Here is a 22948-nt window from a genome sequence, read left to right as displayed (position 1 = left end):
ATGCAGATCACCATGACGGTCAACGGGACCGACGTCACGAACGAGATCGAACCGCGCGTCCTGCTCGTGCACTACATCCGTGACGTGCTCCGGCTGACCGGCACGCATTGGGGCTGCGACACCTCCAACTGCGGCACCTGCGTCGTGCTCATGGACGGGCAACCGGTGAAGTCGTGCACCGTGCTCGCGGCGATGGCCGACGGGCACGCGATCACGACCGTCGAGGGCCTCGCCACCGGTGGAACCCTCGACCCCGTGCAGCAGGGCTTCATGGAGGAACACGGCCTGCAGTGCGGTTTCTGCACGCCGGGCATGATGCTCACCGCCCGTGCTCTCCTCGACGTGAACCCGCACCCGAGCGACACCGAGATCCGCCGGGCGATCTCCGGGCAGATCTGCCGCTGCACCGGTTACGCGACCATCGTGCGGTCGGTGCACTGGGCGGCGGACCACCCGGCGGGCCTGACCGAAGCGGATGCCGCCGGCGGAGACCCCTCCGCCCTCGACGATTCCGCAGGCACAACCACGGAGCCGGGCGCCGCCGCGGCGGAGGCAGCGCAGGCGATCCCGGCCGCGGAGACGGAACCGGAAGAGGTGACCGCATGACCATCCTGCAGGAACACGCGCCGAACCCGGCGGCGGACGACGCCGGCCGGCCGATCGGCTACGGCCGGCTGCAACGCAAGGAAGACCCCCGGTTCGTGCGGGGCCGTGGCCACTACGTCGACGACATCACCCTGCCCGGCATGCTGCACGGAGCGATCCTTCGCTCCCCGGTCGCGCACGCCCGGCTCGTCTCGATCGACACGAGCGCCGCGCTCGCCCACCCGGGCGTCGTCGCCGTCATCACGGGCGCGGACCTGCTCGGCCTCGGCCTCGCGTGGGCGCCGACCCTGTCCGCCGACGTACAGGCGGTGCTCGTGACCGACAAAGTGCGATTCCAGGGCCAGGAGGTCGCCTTCGTCGTCGCGGAGGACCGCTACGCCGCCCGCGACGCTCTCGAACTCATCGAGGTGGACTACGACGTGTTGCCACCCCTCGTCGACGCCAGGAAAGCGCTCGACCCCGACGCGCCTGTCGTGCGCGACGAGATGGAAGGGCGCACCGACAACCACATCTTCGACTGGGAGGCCGGCAACAAGGCCGAGACGGATGCCGTCTTCGCCGCCGCCGACGTCGTCGTCAGCCAGGAGATCGTCTACCCGCGTTCGCACCCGGCTCCGATGGAGACCTGCGGCGCCGTCGCCGACTTCGACGCGGTGACCGGCAAGCTCACCCTCTACGAGACGAGCCAGGCCCCGCACGCCCACCGCACCCTCTTCGCGATGGTCGCGGGCATCCCGGAGCACAAGATCCGGATCGTCTCCCCCGACATCGGCGGCGGCTTCGGCAACAAGGTCGGCATCTACCCGGGCTATATCCTCGCGGTCGTCGGCTCGATCGTGACCGGCAAGCCGGTGAAATGGATGGAGGACCGCTCGGAGAACCTGATGTCGACCTCCTTCGCCCGCGACTACATCATGCAGGGCGAGATCGCGGCGACGAAGGACGGCAAGATCCTCGCCGTGCGCACGAGCGTCCTCGCCGACCACGGCGCCTTCAACGCCACGGCGCAGCCCACGAAATACCCGGCCGGCTTCTTCCACATCTTCACCGGAAGCTACGACCTCCAGGCGGCCCATTGCTCGGTGACCGGGGTGTACACGAACAAGGCGCCCGGGGGTGTTGCATACGCGTGCTCGTTCCGGGTCACCGAGGCGGTGTACCTCATCGAACGGCTCGTCGATATCCTCGCCGCCAAGCTCGAGGTGGACCCGGCGGAACTGCGGCTGAAGAACCTGATCAAGCCGGAGCAGTTCCCCTATCCGAACAAGACGGGCTGGGAGTACGACTCCGGCAACTACGAGCGGGCGTTGCGACTCTCGATGTCGATGGCCGGGTACGACGACCTGCGCCGCGAGCAGCGGGCCAAGCGTGACCGCGGGGAACTGATGGGCATCGGGATCTCGTTCTTCACCGAAACCGTCGGGGCCGGTCCCCGCAAGCACATGGACATCGTCGGCCTCGGCATGAACGACGGCGCAGAGCTGCGCGTGCACCCGACCGGCAAGGCGGTGGTTCGCATCTCGGTGCAGAGCCAGGGCCAGGGCCACGAGACGACCTTCGCCCAGATCGTCGCCGAGGAGATCGGGATCCCGCCCGAGGACATCGACGTCGTGCACGGCGACACCGACCAGACGCCGTTCGGCCTCGGCACCTACGGCAGCCGGTCGACCCCTGTCAGCGGGGCAGCCGTGGCCCTCGTGGCCCGCAAGGTGCGCGAGAAGGCCCGGTTCATCGCCGCCGCCATGCTCGAGACCCGCCCGGAGGACCTCGAATGGGAGAAGGGGCGCTGGTTCGTGAAGGGCGACCCGAGTGTCGGCAAGACCATCGCCGAGATCGCGATGGGCGCATACGGCACCGTCGCCCTGCCGGAGGGCATCGACGGCAACCTCGACGCCGAGGTGACCTATGACCCGCCGAACCTGACCTTCCCCTTCGGCGCGTACATCTGCGTCGTGGACGTGGACCCCGGCACCGGGCACGTCGCCGTGCGCCGGTTCGTCGCCGTCGACGACTGCGGCACCCGGATCAACCCGATGATCATCGAAGGCCAGGTGCACGGCGGCCTGACCGACGGCGTCGGCATGGCGCTCATGCAGTTCATCGAATTCGACGAGTCGGGCAACAACCTCGGCGGCTCCTTCATGGACTACCTAATCCCGACGGCGATGGAGGTCCCGGACTGGGAAACCGGGTACACCGTGACCCCCTCGCCGCACCACCCGATCGGCGCCAAGGGCATCGGGGAGTCCGCGACGGTCGGCTCGCCCCCCGCGATCGTGAACGCGGTCGTCGATGCGCTCTCCCCCTTCGGAATCACGCACATGGACATGCCGTGCACGCCGGCCCGGGTGTGGGCGGCCATCCAGGGCCGTCCGCGGCCGCCGATCTGAGTGCCGCACCGATGCCACCGATTCCGGACGCCCTCGCCCGCAGGGCGCACGAGCTGACCGAACGCCGCGAGCCGTTCGTCCGAGCCACCGTCGTGCGTGCGCAGCGTCCGACGAGCGCGCACGCCGGTGACACCGCAGTGGTGGATGCCGCGGGCCGGATCGACGGGTTCGTCGGCGGTGCCTGCGTGGAGGCATCCGTGCGCTACTTCGGGCTCAGGCAGCTCGCCGCACGTGAACCCCTCCTGCTGCGGGTCGTGCCGGGGGAACCGTCCGGCGTGGCCGAGGAGGGCGCTGTCGAGGTGCGGAACCCGTGCCTCAGCGGGGGCGCCGTCGAGATCTTCCTCGAACCGTGGCATCCATCGCCCCGGGTCGTCGTGGTCGGTGCGACACCGGTCGCGCGGGCCCTCGCCGCGATCGGCGTCGACCTCGGCTTCGACGTGGACCTCACCGAGACGATCGACCCGGCGACGGGCACCCCGGCCGGTGGAACCGCACTCACGCTGCGCGCGGACGATGCCGCTCTGATCGTCGCCTCCCACGGCAGGGAGGAGGAACCCGCCCTCGAAGCCGCCCTCCGCGCGGGGGTGCCCTACGTTGCGCTCGTCGCGAGTCCCACTCGCGGCGCCGCGGTGCTCGCTTCCCTCAACGTCGACGCAGAGCAACGCGCCCGGGTGTTCAACCCGGCGGGACTCGACCTCGGCGGCAGGACCCCCGGCGAGATCGCGGTGTCGGTCTTTGCGCAACTCGTCGCCGAACGGGCCAGGCTGCGAGGCGCGGGGCTCGCCGGAGCAGACCGGCCCGTGCCGCGGGCGGAGATGCCACGGCAGGACGGCACGACTCCGGAGCCGCCGAGCGCCATCGACCCGGTCTGCGGAATGACCGTCGCCGCCGTGCCCACGAGCCTGCACTACGAGTACGCCGAGACAACGAGCTACTTCTGCTCCCCCGGGTGTCGCGCCGCATTTGTCGCTGAGCCAGAACGCTTCGCCCTTGCCCAGACCCACCCCCACGCCTCCACCGTGGAGCACTGAGCATGGCGCCCGGTGGGGTGGGCCTGCCGTCGAGCCCGGCCAGGGGCGGAGCGACGGCCGAAGTCCGTGCGCTGGTCCCCGACGTGGCTGCGCTGCAGGCGGCGCTCGCCGCGGAGGACTACCTTGCCGACGAAGGCCTTGCGACGGCCCTCTTCCTCGCGGTGCGCCTGCCGCAGCCGATCCTGCTCGAAGGCGAACCGGGCGTCGGCAAGACCGAGGCCGCCAAGGCCCTCGCCAGGGCGCTCGACACTCCCCTGTTCCGTCTCCAGTGCTACGAGGGCATCGATGCGGGCGAGGCCCTGTACGAGTGGAACTACCCGCGCCAGCTCCTCGCGATCCGGCTCGCGGAGGCCAGCGGATCGGGAATCGACGAGGATGCGCTGTTCGGGCCGGAGTACCTGCTGCGGCGCCCGCTCCTGCAGGCGATCGAACACCCCGGTCCCCGGCCGGCCGTGTTGCTGCTCGACGAGATCGATCGTGCGGACGCCGAGTTCGAAGCCTTCACCCTCGAACTCCTCGCCGAGGCCGCCGTCACGATTCCCGAGCTGGGCACGATCCGGGCCGCGGTGCCGCCGATCGTGATCCTGACCTCGAACCGCACCCGCGACCTGCACGACGCCCTCACCCGGCGGTGCCTCTACCATTGGATCGAATACCCGAGCCCCGAGCGGATCGCCGGGATCGTGCGCCGCCGGGTGCCGGGCAGCAGCGAGCGGCTCGCCGTCGACACCGCGACGGCGATCATCCGGTTGCGCTCCCTCGACCTCGTCAAACCACCCGGCATCGCCGAGGCCATCGACTGGGCGGCCGCGCTCGCCGTTCTCGGCGCCGACCGCCTCGATCCACACCACGTCGTCCAGACCTGGGGGTCCCTGCTCAAGAACCGGGATGACCTCGATCTCGCACTCGCCCGCGGCGCCGACTGGGTGGCCGGGAGTTGACATGGCGGAGCTGACCGAGCGCCCACCGGCGGATGCTGCACCGGCGGATGCTGCCCCGCGGGTCGAACCGGCCGCGTTCGCCGCGGGGTTCGTCGCCTCGCTCCGCCGTGCGGGCCTCCCGGTCTCGGTCGATGGGGCCGCGCGGCTCGCCGAGTCGCTCCAGGTGTTGCCCCCTTCCCAGCGGTCGGTGCTCTACTGGACCTGCCGGATCGTGCTGCTCTCGTCGAGGAACCAGTTGCCGGTGTTCGACGCGGTCTTCTCCGCCGTCTTCGACGGGCTGCTCGACCCGGCGGACCAGCGCGGTGACCCGAACGCACCGCCGGCGATCGGCTCGGAGGCGAGCACGCGTCCGGCACCGCGCGACGACCTCGCCGGAAGACGGCAGGAACCGCAGGGCGAATCCGGCGCCCGGGCGCCGGCGCCGGCTCCCGCGGCGGGGCCCGCAGACCCCGGCGCCGTCGAACGCGAGACGATCCTGATGTTCGCGTCGCTGGAACGACGACTGCACACCACCTCGTTTGCGCTCCTGAGCGCCGAGGAGACCGAGCAGGTGCGGCACCTCGTGCGCCGGATCTCACTCTCGACCCCGCTTCGGCGCAGCAGGCGGGTACGGCCGACCCACGCGGACGGCGCCCGGCTCGACCTCAGGCGCACCGTCCGGGCTGCGCATCGCACCGGCGAGGAGCCGATCCTGCTGGTCTCCTCCCGCCGCAGGGAACGACCGCGCAGGCTCGTCCTGCTCTGTGACGTGTCGGCGTCGATGGAGCCGTACACGCGGGTGTTCCTCACCCTGCTGCAGGGCGCCGTGGCGGGTGCGAACGCCGAGGCCTTCGTCTTCTCGGCCGGACTGACCCGGCTGACCCGGCAGCTCGCCATCAGGGATGCGGACGCGGCGCTCGCGAGCGCTGCGGCGAGCACGGCGGACTGGGCGGGCGGCACCCGGCTCGGCGACAGCATCCGCCGGTTCATCGACGACCACGGTCGGCGCGGACTGGCCAGGGGTGCCGTGATCGTGGTGCTCTCCGACGGCTGGGCCCTCGACGATCCCGCTGTCGTCGCCGCCCAGATGGCGCGGCTGCGCCGGCTCGCGCACCGGATCGTCTGGGTCAACCCGCGCACCGTCGCACCCGGATTCCAGCCGCTCGTCGGGGGGATGAATGCCGCCCTGCCCTATCTCGACGCCATCGTGAGCGGCCACAGTTATGCGGCCCTCGGCGAACTCGCCGACCTGATCCGCGCCGAACGGCTCGACCTCCGCAGCCGACCCGGCACCACAACCAGCACCGTACCCGAACCCGAACCGCCGACCAAAGGACATGACCATGCAGCTTGACAGCACCTTTTCCGTCACCGCTCCGATCGACGAGGTCTGGGCGACCCTGATGGACTTCGAACGTGTCGCCGGGTGCGTACCGGGAGCGCAGATCCTGAACCGGCTCTCCGACGACGCGTACCAGGTGGGCATGAAGGTGAAGCTCGGACCGGTGGCCATGCAGTACAAAGGAATGATGAACGTGATCGAGCGGGATGCGGGCGCCCACCGGGCGGTCTTCGAGGGGCGCGCCCAGGAGGCGCGCGGCCAGGGCACCGCGCAGGGCACCGCGACGCTCGTCCTGACCGAGGCGGACGGCACGACCCACGGCACCGTGAACGCCGACGTCGACCTCTCCGGGAAGGTCGCCGTGATGGGCAAGAGCATCATCGGCAGTGTCACCGACCAGATGATGGCCCTCTTCGCCGAGAACCTGCAGGCGATGCTGAGCGAGACCGCAGCGCCCGCCGACACCGGAGCCGCCGCCGCAGGTGCCGCGGATGCCCCGGATCCCGCCGATGTCGAGCCGGTCGAGACTGCGCCGGTCGACGTCGTCCGGGCGCCAAGTGCCGTGACCCGGACGGTTCCCCGGACCCCGCCGCCTCCGGCCGCCGCCGAATCGAGCCTCGACGCCCTCACCTTCGCCAGGACGATGATCATGGAGCGGCTCAGTAACCCGGCCGCGCTCCTCGGGCTGCTCACCGTCGTCGGCTTCGTGGGCTACCGGCTCGGCAGGCGCGGCGGACACCGCCGGGACGTCGACCCCCGTCAGGGGCGACGACTGTGAAGGCCCGTCGTGCGTGACGTCATCGCTGAACTGATTCCCGGCTGGGCCGCCGGCCAGACGGCTGCCCTCGCGACGGTCGTTCGCACGTTCCATTCCGCACCCCGGCCGGCGGGTGCGTCGATGCTCGTCACGAGCGACGGTGCCGTCGTCGGCTCCGTGTCGGGCGGATGCGTCGAGGGCGCCGTCTACGAACTCGCGCAGCAGGTGATCCGGGATGGCCGTCCGGCCCTCATCCGCTACGGCATCAGCGACGACGACGCTTTCGCGGTCGGCCTCACCTGCGGCGGGATCCTCGACGTGTTCGTCGAACCGGTGTCCCAGGAGACCTTTGCGGACCTCGACTCGGTCAGGACCGACCTCGACGCCTCCGTTCCGATCGGCATCGTGACCGTCATCGAGCACCCGGATGCGCGTCTTCTCGGCCGGCACCTCGTCATCCGCGCCGACGGAATCACCGGAGACCTGGGGTCCGAGCGGCTCACCCACGTCGTGGGCGACGACGCCCGCGGCCTCCTCGCCGTCGGCCGCACGACCACGATCGGCTACGGGCCGGACGGCGAACGCGACGGCGAGGGCCTGCGTGTCTTCGTCGCGAGCTTCGCCCCGCGGCCACGGATGCTCGTGTTCGGCGCCGTCGACTTCGCGGCGGCCCTGACCAGGCTGGCCGACTTCCTCGGCTACCGGGTCACCGTATGCGACGCCCGCGCCGTGTTCGCGACCCCGGCCAGGTTCCCCGGCGCCGACGAGGTCGTCGTGGCGTGGCCGCACCGCTACTTCGCCGAGCAGAGCGCTGCCGGCCTCCTCGACGCGCGCACCGTCGTCTGCGTGCTCACCCACGACCCGAAGTTCGATGTCCCGCTCCTCGAGCTGGCCCTCGCCGACGGGACCCTCGCCTACGTCGGCGCGATGGGTTCGCTGCGGACCCACGACGACCGGATGGACCGGCTGCGCGCGGCCGCCGTGCCGGAAGCCGCCCTGGCGCGGCTGCACAGCCCGATCGGGCTGGACCTCGGCGCCCGCACGCCGGAGGAGACCGCGGTCTCGATCATGGCCGAGGTGATCGCCGGGATGTGGGGCGGCACCGGTGAATCGCTCGGCGATCGCCGCACCCCGATCCACCACAGCGTCGACGTCCGCGACGACGTCGACTCCGGGGAGCTCGTCTGACCACGGACCAGACACCGGGCCGTGGCGTTCGTCCCGAGATCCCCGCAAGGGTTCCGAGTCCGATCCGGAAGACGGCGACATACGGGCCGCTGGGCCGGTGGCTCCTGGCCAACCGGGTGCAACCGGTGGGCCTGGAAAGCGCGGAGGGGACGACATCCACTCACCCCTGGTGGCAGGTGATGTGCCTCACCGGCGTCGACTACTTCTCGACGCTCTCCTACCTGCCCGGCATCGCGGCGCTCGCCGCCGGCGCGCTCTCACCCGTGGCCACCCTGCTCATCGTCGCGCTCACCCTCCTCGGCATGCTGCCGATGTATCGCCGCGTCGCGAAGGAGAGCCCGCACGGTCAGGGCTCCGTCGCGATGCTCGAGCGACTGCTGCCGTTCTGGCGCGGAAAGGTGTTCGTGCTCATCCTGCTCGGCTTCGTGGCGACGAGCTGGATCATCACCATCACGCTGTCTTCGGCGGATGCGACGGTGCACATCCTCGAGAACCCGTTCGTGCCGGGATTCCTCGCGGGCCAGGCCGTGCCGATCACGGTCGTGCTGCTGCTCATCCTCGGCGGGGTCTTCCTGCTCGGTTTCAGCGAGGCCGTCTCGGTCGCCATTCCCCTCGTCGCGGTGTACCTGCTGCTCAACGGAGTCGTGATCGGCGTCGGCCTCTACGACGCGTTCACCGAACCCGGGGTGATCGCGAACTGGACGGACGCCCTCACCGCGCGCGGCAGTGGCTTCGGCGACATCCTGGGCCCGGCCGTGATCGCCTTCCCTCTCCTGGTCCTCGGACTCTCGGGGTTCGAGACCGGGGTCAGCATGATGCCGCTCGTCGCCGCAGACGGCAGGAGCACGGAGGAGCGACTCGCCTCCCGGATCCGGAACACCCGCAGGCTCCTCACCACCGCCGCCCTGATCATGAGTGTCTACCTCCTCTCCAGCAGCTTCGTCACGACCGTCCTCATTCCGCCCGCCGAGTTCCAGGACGGCGGCGCCGCAAGCGGACGCGCGCTCGCGTTCCTCGCCCATGAGCGGGTCGGGGAGGTCTTCGGCACCGCCTACGACATCAGCAGCATCCTGATCCTCTGGTTCGCGGGTGCGTCCGCGATGGCCGGACTGATCAACATCGTGCCCCGGTACCTGCCGTCCTACGGGATGGCGCCGGACTGGAGCCGCGCCATCCGCCCGGTCGTTCTCGTGTACACCGGGGTGAGTGTGTCGATCACGATCGGTTTCCGGGCGGACGTGAACGCCCAGGCCGGGGCGTACGCGACGGGGATCCTCGCCATGATGGTGTCCGGCGCCGTCGCCGTGACCATCTCGGCCGTCCGCCGCAGGCAGCGCCTCGCAAGCCTCGGCTTCAGTGTCCTGTCGCTCGCGCTCCTCTATGCCCTCGGCGCGAACATCATCGAGAAGCCGGACGGGATCACCATTTCGGTGTTCTTCATCGCGGCCATCATCGCCGTGTCCCTGATCTCCCGTGTGTCACGGACGACCGAGCTCCGGGTGGACAGCGTTGAGTTCGATGAGACGTCCCGGACGTTCATTTCCGATTCCCTCGTCTATGACGGTGCCCTGAACATCATCGCGAACAAGCCCCAGACCGGCGCCCGTGCCGAGTACGCGGCGAAGGAGGCGGACCAGCGCGGGATGAACCCGGTTCCCGGCACCGCGGACGTGCTCTTCCTCGAGGTCGAGGTCATCGATCCCTCCGGCTTCAGCAAGATCGTGCACGTCCAGGGCGTCGAGATCGCGGGCTACCGGGTGCTGCGCGCGCAGAGCCCGGCCGCGCCGAACGCCATCGCGGCGGTCCTGCTCGCCCTTCGCGATGCCTCAGGGGTGCGCCCGCACGTCTACTTCGAATGGTCAGAGGGCAATCCGCTCTTCCACCTGATGCGCTACCTGCTGCTCGGCCAGGGCGATACCGCCCCCGTCGTTCGGGAGATCATGCGCGAGGTCGAGCCGGACCCGACGCGCCGCCCGGGCACCCACGTCGGCGGTGGTTGAGGGAGCTGAGGGATCCGACGATTCCGGAGCCGCCTACGTCGCCGCGAGGATGTCGATCAAGCTGATGTCGGGGTCCCTCACGAGCAGAGCCGGCCCGTGTTCGGCGAGGGCTGCCGGGATTGCCCCGGTGAGGTGCGCCTGACGGTCCTCCTCGGTGTCGAAGGTGTCGAAAATGCCGAACACCTCGTCGTTGACCCGGAAGGCGTACCAGGTTCGAGTTCCGGGCTCGGCGGCGGCGAGATCCTGAGCGCCGGCAAGGAAGTCCGCGACGGCCTGTTCCTGCCCGGCCTTGGCTTCGACAAGGGCCAGCACACCGTATTTGAGTGTCATCGCAGTCTCCTTTGTACGTCGGCTCGCCGGACGGCGACCCTGTCGTGAGCATAGAAAGGGCAGACCGAACCGGCAAGGGGCATCCGCCGGGAGTCAGTGGGTGAACCCCGGATGCTGTCCTTCGACGGGCATGGGCCCTTCCAGCCTGTCGAGGTACTCCGTCTCCTGCTCAATCACCGTGAGCAGGCGCGCGGCGAGGTCCAGGCTCAGCCCATTGCGGACCACGATCCGCTGGACCGTCATATCGGACAGGTCGTCGGGCATCGAGTACGCCGGAACGAGCCAGCCGTGGGCACGCAGCCGGTCCGACAGATGGAAGAGGTTCCAGTTCCGGGTATGGCCGGGGGTGAGTCGCCATGCGAAGACCGGGATGTCCGAACCGTCGTTCCACAGGGTGAAGGCGCCGATCTTCTCGATTCCGCGCGCGAGGTACCGCGCCACGTCCTGGGACGACTGCTGCACAGCACGGTAGCCTTCGAAGCCGAGGCGGAGGAAGAGATAGTACTGCAGCAGCACCTGCGCGCCGGGACGGGAGAAGTTGAGGGCGAACGTCGGCATGCTTCCGCCGAGGTAGCTGACCTGGAAGACCAGATCCTCCGGCAGCAGGTCCTTCGCGCGCCAGACGATCCAGCCCAGTCCGGGGTACACCAGACCGTACTTGTGCGCGGACGTGTTGATCGAATGCACCCGTTCCAACCGGAAGTCCCACTCCAGCTCGGGCTGCAGGAAGGGAGCGATCATGCCCCCGGAAGCCGCGTCCACGTGGATCGGAACGGACACTCCGGTGCGCTCCTGGATCTCGTCGAGGGCAGCGCTGATCGCGGCGACCGGCTCGTAGGCTCCTGTGTATGTCACGCCCATGATCGCCACCACACCGATGGTGTTCTCGTCGACATAGTTCGCGAGGTCGTGCCCGTCCAGGCTGCGGTGCTCCTCACTGATGGGCACGAAGCGCGCCTCGACGTCCCAGTAGTTGCAGAATTTCTCCCAGCACACCTGCACAGCCGAACTCATCACGAGGTTGGGCTGCGCGGTCGACTTTCCGGCCGCGCGCCTGGCCTGCTGCCAGCGCCGTTTCAACGCGAGTCCGCCGAGCATGCAGGCCTCAGAGGACCCGATCGTCGATGTGCCGATGGTCTCCATCGGCTCGGGCGCGTGCCACAGGCCGGCGATCATCCGCCAGCAGTACTCCTCGATCGCGGCGGTCTGCGGATACTCGTCCTTGTCGACGATGTTCTTATCGAAGGCCTCTGAGTAGAGACGCCCGGCGTGGTCGTCCATCCAGGTGCCCACGAAGGTCGCGAGATTGAGCCGGGCGTTTCCGTCGAGCATGATCTCGTCGTGGATGACCTGGTACGCCGTTTCCGGCTCCATCGGGTCCGCGCCGAGGACGTACCGCGGCGCGGCGGTCGCCTCCCCTGGGCGCGCGAAAAGCGGGTTGATGTCGAAGAACTCCGGATCGAACTGTCGGTTGGCCTGCATGGGGTCCATGCTGCCGCATGAACCCGGGATTCGACGGCAATCCCGCCAGCGCAACCCGCTGGTGCTGCTCTAGGCACCACCAAACGAACCCAGGCCCGCCTGAGCATCCCCTGATAGTCGTTGCAACGGACTATTCAGCGATATATCTTTAAGCCATCGCCGAGCCTCTTGACCGGCGACCACACACTTTCTCGATTGGATTTCACCATGCACAACGATTTTCGCGAACCCCACACCCACGACTCCGGTGACCGGCACGAGCGCCGCGGCTTCGGCCGGGGCGCCGGACCCGGTTTCGGTGCCGGCTTCGGACCCGGCTTCGGACCCGGCTTCGGCGGCTTCGGCCCGCGCGGCTTCATGCCGCCCGGGGCCCAACGCAAGCTCAAGGGCGACGTCCGCCTCGCCATCCTCTCGCTGCTCTCCGAGGCTCCCTTCAACGGCTACGGCCTGATCAAGGAGATCACCGAGCGCTCGGGCGGCATCTGGCGCCCGAGTCCCGGTTCGGTGTACCCGACCCTGCAGCAACTCGTCGACGAGGGCCTCATCGCGCCGACCGGCGACGGCACCGGTACCGAATTCCAGCTCAGCGAGCCCGGCCGCGCCTACGTCGCCGAGAACGCGGACGCCCTCGCCCGAGTCTGGGACAGCTCGACCGCCCGGGTGGAAGCCGAAGCGAACCTGCATGAGAGCGTCGCCAAGCTCATGGGCGTCATCCACCAGCTGCGCTTCGCCGCGACCCCCGAGCAGCGGGCCAAGGCGGTCACCCAGATCGACGACCTCCGCCGTTCGCTCTACGGGATCCTCGCCGACTGACGACAGTATGCACTGACGGAAGCAGCCACTGACGACAGCGTTAAGTGGCGACAGTGTTCGGTGACGACAGTGTTCGGTGACGACAGCGTTCAGTCGAGGTGCTCCGCGGCCGCGGCCCGGATCGCCTCGTAGATCGTCGCGAGCACCGGCGTGTGCAGCGTCCACTGCTGCCAGTAGAGCACCACATCGATGTGCCGACCCGGCGCGAGATCGACGAGCAGCCCGTCGGTCTCGCCGCTGAGGATCTGCTGGTTCGGCACCATGCCCCAGCCCAGCCCGAGCCGCACGGCCTCCGCGAAGTCCGCGGAGCCCGGGATCGAATGCCGGGGTGGGGAAAGCGGCCGACGACTCCGACCCCGGAGGAACCGGTCCTGCAGATCGTCTTTTGCGTCGAAGACCACCATGGGCGCGCGTGCGAGCGCGTCCGCCGTGGGTCCGTCGGTGAACCACCGTGCGGCGAAGCGCGGGTTGGCCATCGGCCGGTAGCGCATGCTGCCGAGCCGGGTCACGGAGCAGCCGTGCACCGGACGCGCATCGGTCGTGATCGCCGCCATCACCGTTCCCGCGCGCAGCAATTCGGCCGAGTGATCCTGATCCTCCCGGCGCACGTCGAAGGTGATCGAGTCGGGCAGGCCGGCGAGGGCCGGCAGCACCCAGGTCGCGAGCGAGTCGCTGTTGACGGCAAGGGGCACGCCCGCACGCGCCCCTGACTCCGATCCGGAGACGACGTCCTGCACGAGCGCGTCGATCTGCCGGGCCAGCCTCAGGTACGGCAGGCCGGCATCCGTGATCTCGGTCGGTTTCGTCCGCCGCACGAGCACCCGGCCCGCGGAGGTCTCGAGGGCCTTGATCCGCTGGCTGACCGCGGACGGCGTGATGTGCAGCTGCGCAGCGGCGAGGTCGAAGGAGCCGCGATCGATCGTCGCCGCGAGCGCCCTCAGCTGGGCATTGTCAATCGTCATGATTAGCCAGACTAATGCCTGCTAAGAAAGTTTCGTTGTACTCATCCCACACCGTCGAGGTACGGTCGGAGGATGCTCCTCACCACCCTTGCCGGTCTCGGCTTCGGCCTGTCCCTCATCGTTGCGATCGGCGCCCAGAACGCGTACGTGCTCCGGCAGGGCCTGCGCAGGGAACACGTGCTCGCCGTCGTGATCATCTGCGCGGCCTCCGACGCCGTTCTGATCCTGGTCGGGGTCGCCGGGTTCGGGGCGCTGATCCGCACCGTGCCGTGGCTGCTCATCGTGGTCCGGATCGTCGGTGCCGCATTCCTGCTCGGCTACGCAGCACTCGCTGCTCGCCGGGCGGTGCTGCCGCGGCCGCTCGACACCTCGGTCGTCGGCACGGCCGCGAGCCTCTCGCAGGTACTCGCGACGACCGCGGCGCTCACCTGGCTCAACCCGCACGTCTACCTCGACACCGTGGTGTTCCTCGGCTCGGTTGCCGCCGCCCACGGCGACGAACGCTGGTACTTCGGCCTCGGGGCCGTGCTCGGCAGCATCCTCTGGTTCATGGCCCTCGGCTTCGGCGCCCGGCTGCTGCGCCCGGTCTTCAGCCGGCCCGTCTCGTGGCGGATCCTCGACATCGGGATCGCGATGATCATGACCGTGATCGCGGTGAGCCTGCTGTTCGGGATCGGAAGCTGACGCCCCGAGCAGAAGGCTCTCACGCTCATCCGCTTCACATCGGGTCCCAAGGCAACGGACAGGAACCAGACTTACGGTCGGTTCAGGTCGACGAAAGGACCCATCATGATCGCAGGCACGCTCCAGTCCCGTTCGCCCGGCGACGTCCAGGTGCGCGCGCTGTCGAGAAGGGAATGGCGGGTCAGCGACTCCCGAATCGCGAAGGACAATGCGCTGAGCGTGATCGGCTTCATCGCCAGAAACCGCGACGGCTACGAGGTCATTGAATTCGGCACCCCTGTCGCGCGGATGATCCGGCCGGATCTTGCGAGTGCGATTTCCTGCTTTGTCAGTGAGGCCCCGCCCGCCTAGACCGGCGCCCTCCAGGGGTGTCACGGCCGTCCGGTGACCGCAGCCGCGAAAGCGGGACAGGATAGGGAGATGACTTCTTCCCGCGCGCACCCGGCAACGCTCGTGGAATACGAGCGAACCAGTGCTGGCGGCCGGTCAGAGGTCGAGTCCGGTGCGCTGATCGCCGCCGCGGTGGCCGCACTCGCTGGCCTCCTCGGCGCAGTGGTCATCTTCGGCGGCAACGCCGTCGGGCTCGCCGGCACCGTGTCCGTCGGCGGACTGTCGGCCCAGATCGCCGGCCTGATCGGGTTCCCGGTCTTCGGCTGGTCCTATGTCCGTTTCACCCGGCACTCCGCGAGCTGGAGGAGCCGCGCCCGAGTCCGGCGCATTCTCGACACCCTCGGCCTGTCCCTGACCGGCGCCGCAATGGCCGGCCTCCTGATCAGCTCGGTCTACGCGGTGTTCCAGCTTGCGTTCCGCGAGCTATTGCTCGACCCGTTCGCTGCAACCCTCTTTGTCACGCTCACGGTCGCCGCGAGCACCTTCGCCTTGTTCCTTCTCGCCGCGGAGATCACGACGACCCGGCTCGCCTCCCTGCTGGGGCTGTTCCTCGCCGCCGGCGTCTTCTCGAGCATGCTCACGGCGGCCGACCCACGCTGGTGGCAGGCGAACTTCAGCGCGCTCGGGATGGGCGGAGCCTCCTCCGCGTATGCATTCAACCTGACCATCCTGCTCGCCGGACTCGTGATGACGACGCTTGCGGACTACCTCACCCTGGACCTGCGCTCGCGGCAGAGCGCCGCCGGCAGCGACCTCCGCGGCGTGCCGCTCGTGCGGATCATCATCATCGTCGTCGGCGTGGCGCTCATCGGCGTCGGCCTGGTGCCCGTCGACGTCAGCTTCGTCGTGCACAACACCTTTGCCACCTCCGCCGTCGTAGGCTTCGTCGCACTCATCGTGCTGGTCCCGCTGGTGCTGAAGGACCTCCCCCGCAGCTTCATCGTCACGACGACGGTCTTCGTGCTCGCGATCGGCGGTGCGGTGCTGCTCTGGTACCCGATCGGGTACTACAACCTGACTGCCCTCGAGCTCGTCGCCGTGCTGATCGTGTTCGCGTGGTTCGTGCTCTTCGTGCGGAACGCATCCGTCGTCGCCCCGGCACCGGATGCCGCGGCGCCGGTGTCGCAGGCGGCTCCGGTGGCCGCGCTGTCGACGGCGGCCTCGGCGGCGCATCCGTTGCCCGGCATGGGACGCGGAGGACGCGCAGCAGGCTGGGTCGCCGTCGGCGGACTCATCGGTTTCGTCGGGTTCGCCATCGGCCGACTCGGCCGCCGCTGAGGCAGCGCGGTCAGATGACTGGTGCACGACGAGGAACCTCGCGGGCGCCCCTCGTGCCCCTCGTGGCGATATCAGGCCAGTGTCTGCGGAAAGTCTCCGACCGTGGGTGACGGCGCTGCGGGTGACGGCGCTGCGGGTGGCATCGCTACCGTCACGGCCCGGGTACGCCACGGACGCTGACCGTAGATGGCCAGAAGCTGTGCGCCGAGACCGAAGAGCACCATGGCGACCCACACAACGATGTTGAGCCATGGAATGTTCAGGGCGACGTTGAGGATCAGGCCACCAACGAGTGCCGTGACGACGGGATGCTGGTTGCCGCGGAAGAGGAGCCGCCCGATGTAGTACGCACCGTACACGAACGTCGCGAGCGTCAGCACGATCCACACCAACAGGACTGCCAGCGCCAGAGGCGCGCCGATGACGGAGATCAGGAGAGCCACAATGGCACCGGGTGCGGCGATGGATGCCACGAACCCCACGAGCAAGGCCTTCCACGGTGACGGCACGAGGTAGTCGGTCACCCGGTGGAGCACGCGCGGAACGAGCAGGGCCGCGGCGATGGTGATGAGACTCAAAGCGACCAGCGCGTAGAGCAACCCGAGGAGCCAGCCGATGAACACTGCCCCGGGTGAGGGCTTCACCTCGGGTGTTTGCTGCCGTTGCACGTGCTCGACGGTGCCGCTGACCGCCCCCGGTGCAATCCGGGCGGCCTTGTCGCTTTCGTAGGTGACGTCGCCCCCGACCGTTCCGTCAATGCTGAGCTGACCGGTGCTGAGGAGCAGGTCCCGGCCGACGTCCCCCGCGATCGCGACGTCTCCCCCGGCACTGACCAGGTCCTTGCCGATCGATCCGGTGTCGGTGACGTTGACCGTGCCCGCGAAGACTGTTCCGCTGCGCAGGACGTCACCGCTGATGATGATCGTGCCCCCAGCGAGTCGCACATTACCGTCAACTTTCCCGGTGATGGTGACGGTCTGGGCCGCGGCGATCACGTCACCGGTGACGGTTCCGCTGATGGTGACACTCTGGCCTGCGGCATACACGTCACCGTCGACCTGGCCCGAAACATCGATGGCGAGACCGCTGTAGAACTGCGGTCCCCGAGTGTCCTGTGCTGCCGGAGCCGGCGTCGACGCGGCAGGCACGTTCGACGAAGCGGTCACTGCGGCCGTTCCTGCCGGGAGAATCAGTAGCCCCGCAGCGATGACAGCTGCGGCGAACCGCCAGGTGTGCGCCAGAACTCTCATGGGAATTCCTCTCTCCAGCCTCGCGTGCGTCCCGGTGACGACGCTCGTCGGTTGTCGTCGTCGGAAGCCCTCGTAGCGGGTCGATTCCTGGATTTGGACCTGGCGGGCCTCGGTCAGCGAGCACGATACACCCGATGCCGACGGTGCCGCGCGACGACGCCGCCCTGTGAGCGGACTCCGCCGACCTGTTCCCGACTCACTTCCACATCAATGGTGGCTCAGGTGGTCGTTGTCCTTCCAGATGCCGTCGCCGGGCATGTCGAGCCGGTCGGTGAGCGGCACGCGCCAGAGGGGTGTGTCGGTGGGTTCGCCCCAGTAGTCGGTGACGCGCACGGCCTCCCCGTTCTCGAGTTCGCCGATGGTCACGTTGCGATAGAGGCGTCCGTCGCCGTAGTTGCAGGTCCACTCGACGACCAGGACATCTCCGAGGCGCAGGCGTCTGCCGAATTCAAGGGTCAGTTCCGCGAAGTTGCCCTCGATACTGCCGATGAGTGTGCGGGTGCGCACGATTTCTCCCATTTGCGGCCATTGGCGCACGACGTTCGCGGCCAGGGGGACACCAAGAATATAGGCCAGGCGGGTCTCGCCATTGGCCTCCTGATTCGCATTCATTCAGGCACTTTCCTTCCGTGGTTCAGTTCAGTCGGCGCCTCTCACCGCGCCACTTTCCGGTTGTCCGATTAAAGCTCGACCGGGACTGTGAGGGAACGCCACAACAGCGCTGCAGCATATGTGCGGAATGGCCGCCAGTGGCGGCCCGTCTCGTGTGCCGCCGCCACAGCCGGGATCTCTGCGCTCCCGTAGAGACGCTTCAGGGCTTTTCGCAGTCCCACGTCACCGGCAGGAAAGATGTCCGCGCGATGCAGTTGGTGGATCAGGAACAATTCCGCAGACCAGACTCCAATGCCGGTGACCGCCACCAGGGCCTGTATCGCGTCGTCGTCCGAGAGACCACCCATGTTCTCGATGTCCAGGACACCCGAAGCGACGTGGTCGGCGAGATTGATCAGATAGCCCGCCTTCGATCGAGAGGTACCGAGCGCCTTGATCGAGTCCTGACCGAGAGTGAGCACATCTTTCGCCGTCGGGGTATCCCCGATCGCATCCCTCAGGCGGTCATAGAGAAGGAAGGCCACGGTGGTGGAGATCTGCTGTCCGAGGATGTGCAGGCTCATGGCGGCGAAGTTGCTGCCGGACGTGCGACCCCCGTCGTGGAACTCGAACGGGTCGGGTGTGCCGTACCGGTCGACGAGGCGACCGAGATCGCGGTCCATCCGGGCAAGGGCGGCGTATGCCTGCTGCCGGGATTCGGTCACCGGAACCGTCCTTGTCGATCGGTCAGCGCGGGGTTGCGTGGAGAGGGTGTGTGAGTGATTTCCCGGGCCGGAAGAATTCGGCCGGCCACAAGTCGTTGCAGTGCGAAGTGAGCAATTCGACCCGTGCGTCCGTCATCTCCAGGCCGACCGGGTTCGCCCCACTCGATCTGGACCGTGCCGGATAGCTGTAGCGACCGACCAGTCGCGAATTCAATGAACAACCGGGAGGCTTCGGGGTTGACGGCGATGTTGCCGAAACTGTTGAAGAGATTATTGCCCGTGAAGTCGGGCCACCACAGCCCGCGCTCGTCTATGCGGACGAACCCGGAGGGACCGCCACGATGGGACGCGTCAGACCCCCGCTCGGGGTTCGCGGTGCCGAGGAAGAACGTGTCTGCGGCACGGACTAGCTCACGGTCATCCGTCGAGAGCGTGCTGCCTTGTCTGACGTAGTCGCCGCCCGCCCCATCGATTTCGCGGGGTACGAGGACACGTGGCTGGATGTACTGCGGGCAGTTGCCGTAGGCCTGCTCGACCTCCACGACGAGGAGATCGCCGTCGCTCACGGTCAGGATGCCGTTGATGCGCACCCGGCGCCGGGTGGCGAATTCGACCGTGACCATCCCGATCTTCTGACTGGCCTTCAGCCCGCGGAGGGGGTCGCCCGCGGGGAGCGCGGCATGAACCGCAACGGAGGTGTCCGATAGCACCTCCAAAAACCCGGGACGACCGACCAACGGAGACGTCCAGAGACGTCCGGAAGGATCCCTCCCGGAGATGACGAGGAACGTGCGATCCCTGAGGAACCCGGCCATCCCGGCGGTCAGAGCAACGGGCCCGAGCATCCCCGACAATCGGGCTGCGTCCTGCGTCACACCCGCCCTGCGCTGCACGGCCAACTCGCCGGCGTGAAAGCCCACATCAGCGAGCCAGGGTGTTCCAATCATCGTTGTGTCCCCTCGGGTGCTAATGCATGAACTCGAGTTCATCCGTGATAATTACTAGCACGTTCTTCTAACGCATTCAAGTGAATTCATCCGTGATAGTTTGTGCACATGGAAAACAAGAGCTCAGACCGCAGCTGGGTGCTCGCCGACGAGCCGAGGTCGGTCCGCCTGATGGCCACTATCTGGGCAGACACAGATGGGCTGCACGACGACTTCGCGACACCGGTCGCTGTAGACGCCTGGCTGGATGCCGTCGGCATCGATCGGGCAAGCGCCGCAACGACTCGGGACGGGTGCCTGGCAGCGCGGAATCTGCGAGACGCCGTTCGGCGGCTGGCAGCCCACCTCACGGACGATGATCGCCGGAGTGCCGACTCGCCCGTGGCGAGCGTTGAGGAGGCGCTGCTCACTGTCAACGCCGCCGCCAGCCAGCGTTCGATCCCGCACCTGCGACTGAGCGGAGCGACTCTCAGGCTCTCCCCCGCATCCGCTGTGTCTCCGGTGGTTGCCGGCCTGGCCGACGTCGCCTATGAAGCACAGCACCTTCTGGGTGAAAACGGTTCAGCGCTGCGGGCGTGCCATGCCCCCGGATGCGTGCTCTACTTCGTGAAGACACACCCCAGGCGGGAATGGTGCTCCGTCGCCTGCGGCAACCGCGCTCGAGCCGCGCGACATTACCAATCAGTACGCTCTGCGCGCACGGCACGTGAAATCACGGCTCGCTGAGGCGTCTGAGCCGAAGACGGCCTTCGACGTGACGAACCTTCCAACTCCCTCCCATCCTGTGTCCTGAATGGGAAATGCGAACATGAGACTCCTCCTCATTTCGGGCAGCACCCGGCGATCTTCAACCAACGGCGCGGCACTGACCACGGTGCGCGACCTGGCTCCCACAGGTTCCAGTGCACTCGTGTACGGGGGTTTGTCATCATTGCCCGCCTTCAATCCGGACGATGATCGCGACCCCATTCCGGGCCCGGTCGCGGAGTTGCGGCAACAGATCAGCACCGCAGACGCGGTGGTGTTCAGCACGCCGGAATATGCCGGGACGCTTCCCGGCAGCTTCAAGAACCTTCTGGATTGGACTATCGGCAGCAGCGTTCTGGCCCAGAAGCCGGTCGCGTGGATCAACGTGGCGGCCCCGGGGCGCGGCCACGGTGCACTCGCCACGCTGAGATCCGTACTCGGCTATGTCGATGCACGCATTCTCGACGAGGCGTGCATGGACCTCCCGATCGGCCGGGACCTGGTTTCATCTGGTGCTGTTGCGACACAGCCCGAACGCGAGGCCCTGGCCCGCTGGTGGGCAACAGTGCATGAGCTGTGGCTCGCGAAGGAACCCGACGAGACTCGGTAAGGTTCGGTCCGGCTTGCGCGCTCGACTCCCGCTAGTACGCTGACGAGTGCTCATCGATTCGGCTGGAGCGGGACGGGAACAATGGTGTCAACTTTTCGGCAACTCCACTACCGTGAGTCTCCCCTCGTGCTGCCGAACGCCTGGGACGTTGGCTCTGCCCTCGCGTTCGCGGATGCCGGATTCCCGGCCGTCGGCACGACCAGCTTCGGCATCGCGGCCAGCGCCGGAATGCCGGATGGCGGTGGGTCGAGCAAGGCGGCAACCATCGCACTTGCGGAGCGACTGCGCCACCTTTCGGTCCACCTCACAGCGGACGTCGAAGACGGCTACTCCGACGACCCAGCGGAGATCGCGGAGTTTGTGGCAGAACTGCGGGCGCTCGGGGTCGCTGGCATCAACCTTGAGGACAGCCGGGACGGCCACCTCGTGGCCACATCGACGGCTTCCGGCAAGATCACCGCAGTCAAACGTCTGAGTCCGGACATCTTCGTCAATGCGCGGGTAGACAATTTCTGGTTCGCCGAGCAGGCCACAGTCGAGGAAGTACTGCTCCGTGCACGCGCATATGCCGACGCCGGGGCCGACGGAATCTTTGTGCCCGGCCTTGTGAATCCTGAGGACATCCGGAGGATCGCGGCGGATGTCGCGCTGCCGGTCAACGTGCTCGCACACCCTTCCCTGACTGTGGCCGAACTCGGCGATCTGGGGGTGAGGCGCGTAAGTTCGGGCTCCCTTCCCTACCGAGCAGCCATAGACAGGGCCGTGGACACTGTCACGGCCCTCCGCGACAACCGTCAGACACCGACCGCGACGTCCTACTGGGACCTGCAGGCGCGACTCGTGACTTTCAGTCGGCTGTAGCAGGAACTGATCGGGAATTCAGGTCTTGCTGGCCGTGGCAGGTGCACGAAGCACCTTTTCTAACGGCTTTCCCCGTGCAAGCTCATCGACAAGCTTGTCGAGATAGCGAATCTTCTGCATGAGCGGGTCCTCGATGGCCTCCACACGGATGCCGCACACCACACCGGTGATCAGCGACGCGCTGGGATTCATGGGCGCCTCGGCGAAGAACTCCTCGAACGTTGTTCCACCCTGGGCATGACGGCGTAGCGTCGTGTCGTCGAATCCGGTCAGCCACATGATCACCTGATCGAGCTCCGTCGTCGTCCTGCCTTTGCGCTCCACTTTCGCAACGTAGAGCGGATACACCGCTGCGAACTCGGTACCGAAGATCCTGGTCACGTTGTCAGCGTACGCGCGCGGCCGGTCAGTGCCAATCGCGCACATATTCGTCACCGGGCACTGCCTCAGCGTCGCGGCGTCGGACGTGCACGGACTACAGTCTGTTTTCCGGCTTCTGGAAGGAAGTCAGCGATGACGACGCAGACTAGTGCCACGGTCGAGACCGTCGACCGGTTCGTCGAGGATGAGGGTGGCCGGGTCGCCGAGGAGTGCGACGGCGAGCCCGAGTCGCTGGCCCATGCCGAGTGAGAAGCCACCCACGCGCTTACGCGCCACGGATTCGAGACCGGGGATTCCGATGACTTCGTCGACCAGCCTGGTACCGATGCGATGGGTCGCCGCGCTGGAGAGCAGGTGGTTGCGGTCGCTTCGGCCGGCGTGCACGGCTGTGGCGTCGAGCAGTGCCCCCACCTGGTGCCGGGGCGCGCGGTGCTGGGCGTACGGTTTGCCGTTCACCGTGACCGTGCCGTCGGTGGGGCGGTCAAGCCCCACGATCATCCGCATCGTCGTTGATTTGCCGGCGCCGTTGGACCCGAGGAAACCGGTGACCAAACCTGGACGCGCGGTGAAATCGATGGCGTCGACGGCGGTCTTTGCGCCGTACGTCACCCCTGGGGCAGGGTCAAGCGCACGGCCGACATCGCCACTATCGGTCAGTCCACA

At 68.0% G+C, this 22948-nt stretch carries 23 protein-coding genes and 1 pseudogene; 15 read left to right on the top strand and 9 right to left on the bottom strand.

The genetic code is table 11. The features are described 5' to 3' along the window. The 8 genes from E3O44_RS00650 (at position 1) to E3O44_RS00615 (ending at position 10234) form a co-directional block, all read left to right on the top strand. Positions 1 to 606 (top strand): (2Fe-2S)-binding protein, encoded by a 606-nt coding sequence (locus tag E3O44_RS00650; RefSeq protein ID WP_134531758.1) that lies wholly within the window; start codon positions 1 to 3, stop codon positions 604 to 606. Then, positions 603 to 2996 carry an aerobic carbon-monoxide dehydrogenase large subunit gene (locus E3O44_RS00645; RefSeq protein WP_134531757.1) on the top strand — a complete coding sequence of 798 codons (2394 nt, stop codon included), beginning with the start codon at positions 603 to 605 and terminating at the stop codon, positions 2994 to 2996. Before E3O44_RS00650 ends, E3O44_RS00645 begins: the two co-directional genes overlap by 4 nt. Positions 2997 to 3007: 11 nt before the next feature. Then, entirely contained in the window at positions 3008 to 4027 is a 1020-nt protein-coding gene (locus tag E3O44_RS00640; protein ID WP_134531756.1) for an XdhC family protein, read from the top strand. Between the two features lie 2 nt (positions 4028 to 4029). Continuing rightward, the gene (locus tag E3O44_RS00635) at positions 4030 to 4968 is read left to right on the top strand and encodes an AAA family ATPase (RefSeq protein ID WP_134531755.1); all 939 of its coding nucleotides are present in this window, start codon (positions 4030 to 4032) and stop codon (positions 4966 to 4968) included. A 1-nt stretch (position 4969) separates the two neighbouring features. Next, positions 4970 to 6301, top strand: a complete 1332-nt coding sequence (locus E3O44_RS00630; protein WP_134531754.1) for a vWA domain-containing protein — start codon at positions 4970 to 4972, stop codon at positions 6299 to 6301. Continuing rightward, a complete protein-coding gene (locus E3O44_RS00625; protein WP_134531753.1) occupies positions 6291 to 7067 on the top strand; it encodes an SRPBCC family protein in 777 nt (258 codons plus the stop codon). Before E3O44_RS00630 ends, E3O44_RS00625 begins: the two co-directional genes overlap by 11 nt. Positions 7068 to 7076: 9 nt before the next feature. Next, a complete protein-coding gene (locus E3O44_RS00620) occupies positions 7077 to 8234 on the top strand; it encodes an XdhC family protein (protein ID WP_134531752.1) in 1158 nt (385 codons plus the stop codon). 125 nt (positions 8235 to 8359) lie between these two features. Further along, entirely contained in the window at positions 8360 to 10234 is a 1875-nt protein-coding gene (locus tag E3O44_RS00615; protein ID WP_241975935.1) for an APC family permease, read from the top strand. Between the two features lie 33 nt (positions 10235 to 10267). Here E3O44_RS00615 and E3O44_RS00610 read toward each other — a convergent pair whose 3' ends face one another. Beyond that, positions 10268 to 10564, bottom strand: coding sequence for a putative quinol monooxygenase (locus tag E3O44_RS00610; protein WP_134531750.1), 297 nt, complete (start codon positions 10562 to 10564; stop codon positions 10268 to 10270). Between the two features lie 93 nt (positions 10565 to 10657). Continuing rightward, positions 10658 to 12046 (bottom strand): glutamate decarboxylase, encoded by a 1389-nt coding sequence (gad, locus tag E3O44_RS00605; RefSeq protein ID WP_134531749.1) that lies wholly within the window; start codon positions 12044 to 12046, stop codon positions 10658 to 10660. A 207-nt stretch (positions 12047 to 12253) separates the two neighbouring features. Between gad and E3O44_RS00600 the strand changes: the two genes are divergently transcribed. Further along, complete coding sequence (locus E3O44_RS00600) at positions 12254 to 12859, top strand: PadR family transcriptional regulator (protein WP_134531748.1); 606 nt, start codon at positions 12254 to 12256, stop codon at positions 12857 to 12859. A gap of 89 nt (positions 12860 to 12948) precedes the next feature. On the opposite strand, the gene E3O44_RS00595 is transcribed toward E3O44_RS00600, so the two are convergent. Continuing rightward, positions 12949 to 13821 (bottom strand): LysR family transcriptional regulator ArgP, encoded by an 873-nt coding sequence (locus E3O44_RS00595; protein WP_174775012.1) that lies wholly within the window; start codon positions 13819 to 13821, stop codon positions 12949 to 12951. Between the two features lie 72 nt (positions 13822 to 13893). On the opposite strand from E3O44_RS00595, the gene E3O44_RS00590 reads away from it, so the two are divergent. The 3 genes from E3O44_RS00590 (at position 13894) to E3O44_RS00580 (ending at position 16173) form a co-directional block, all read left to right on the top strand. Further along, positions 13894 to 14505, top strand: a complete 612-nt coding sequence (locus tag E3O44_RS00590) for a LysE/ArgO family amino acid transporter (RefSeq protein WP_134531746.1) — start codon at positions 13894 to 13896, stop codon at positions 14503 to 14505. Between the two features lie 105 nt (positions 14506 to 14610). Continuing rightward, positions 14611 to 14856, top strand: a complete 246-nt coding sequence (locus E3O44_RS00585; RefSeq protein WP_134531745.1) for a hypothetical protein — start codon at positions 14611 to 14613, stop codon at positions 14854 to 14856. A gap of 69 nt (positions 14857 to 14925) precedes the next feature. Beyond that, complete coding sequence (locus tag E3O44_RS00580) at positions 14926 to 16173, top strand: hypothetical protein (RefSeq protein WP_134531744.1); 1248 nt, start codon at positions 14926 to 14928, stop codon at positions 16171 to 16173. 71 nt (positions 16174 to 16244) lie between these two features. Here the strand turns inward: E3O44_RS00580 and E3O44_RS00575 are convergent, their stop codons facing one another. From E3O44_RS00575 to E3O44_RS00560, 4 genes are all read right to left on the bottom strand, one after another. Beyond that, positions 16245 to 17423, bottom strand: coding sequence for a bactofilin family protein (locus E3O44_RS00575; RefSeq protein ID WP_134531743.1), 1179 nt, complete (start codon positions 17421 to 17423; stop codon positions 16245 to 16247). Between the two features lie 207 nt (positions 17424 to 17630). Next, positions 17631 to 18035: a nuclear transport factor 2-like protein gene (locus E3O44_RS00570; RefSeq protein WP_134531742.1), complete on the bottom strand. Its 405-nt coding sequence runs from the start codon at positions 18033 to 18035 to the stop codon at positions 17631 to 17633. Between the two features lie 68 nt (positions 18036 to 18103). Further along, positions 18104 to 18697, bottom strand: a complete 594-nt coding sequence (locus tag E3O44_RS00565) for a DNA-3-methyladenine glycosylase family protein (protein WP_166792504.1) — start codon at positions 18695 to 18697, stop codon at positions 18104 to 18106. Between the two features lie 38 nt (positions 18698 to 18735). Beyond that, entirely contained in the window at positions 18736 to 19686 is a 951-nt protein-coding gene (locus tag E3O44_RS00560) for a pyridoxamine 5'-phosphate oxidase family protein (protein ID WP_134531740.1), read from the bottom strand. A 108-nt stretch (positions 19687 to 19794) separates the two neighbouring features. Between E3O44_RS00560 and E3O44_RS00555 the strand changes: the two genes are divergently transcribed. The 3 genes from E3O44_RS00555 (at position 19795) to E3O44_RS00545 (ending at position 21904) form a co-directional block, all read left to right on the top strand. Continuing rightward, positions 19795 to 20412, top strand: coding sequence for a CGNR zinc finger domain-containing protein (locus tag E3O44_RS00555; RefSeq protein ID WP_134531739.1), 618 nt, complete (start codon positions 19795 to 19797; stop codon positions 20410 to 20412). Positions 20413 to 20494: 82 nt separating this feature from the next. Then, positions 20495 to 21043 carry an NADPH-dependent FMN reductase gene (locus E3O44_RS00550; RefSeq protein ID WP_198415854.1) on the top strand — a complete coding sequence of 183 codons (549 nt, stop codon included), beginning with the start codon at positions 20495 to 20497 and terminating at the stop codon, positions 21041 to 21043. Between the two features lie 81 nt (positions 21044 to 21124). Beyond that, the gene (locus tag E3O44_RS00545; protein WP_134531737.1) at positions 21125 to 21904 is read left to right on the top strand and encodes an isocitrate lyase/PEP mutase family protein; all 780 of its coding nucleotides are present in this window, start codon (positions 21125 to 21127) and stop codon (positions 21902 to 21904) included. An 18-nt stretch (positions 21905 to 21922) separates the two neighbouring features. On the opposite strand, the gene E3O44_RS00540 is transcribed toward E3O44_RS00545, so the two are convergent. Both E3O44_RS00540 and E3O44_RS00535 read right to left on the bottom strand, forming a co-directional pair. After that, positions 21923 to 22285 (bottom strand): DUF2200 domain-containing protein, encoded by a 363-nt coding sequence (locus E3O44_RS00540; RefSeq protein ID WP_134531736.1) that lies wholly within the window; start codon positions 22283 to 22285, stop codon positions 21923 to 21925. Between the two features lie 156 nt (positions 22286 to 22441). Then, a pseudogene (locus E3O44_RS00535) lies at positions 22442 to 22894 on the bottom strand (ATP-binding cassette domain-containing protein); the annotation flags it as partial. Between the last annotated feature and the right edge of the window lie 54 nt (positions 22895 to 22948).

The sequence above is a fragment of the Cryobacterium algoricola genome (assembly GCF_004402485.1).
In the GTDB taxonomy this organism is placed as follows: Bacteria; Actinomycetota; Actinomycetes; order Actinomycetales; family Microbacteriaceae; genus Cryobacterium; species Cryobacterium algoricola.
The sequence above is the reverse complement of the archived record's forward strand: the minus strand, read 5'-3'. Positions and strand labels throughout refer to the sequence as shown.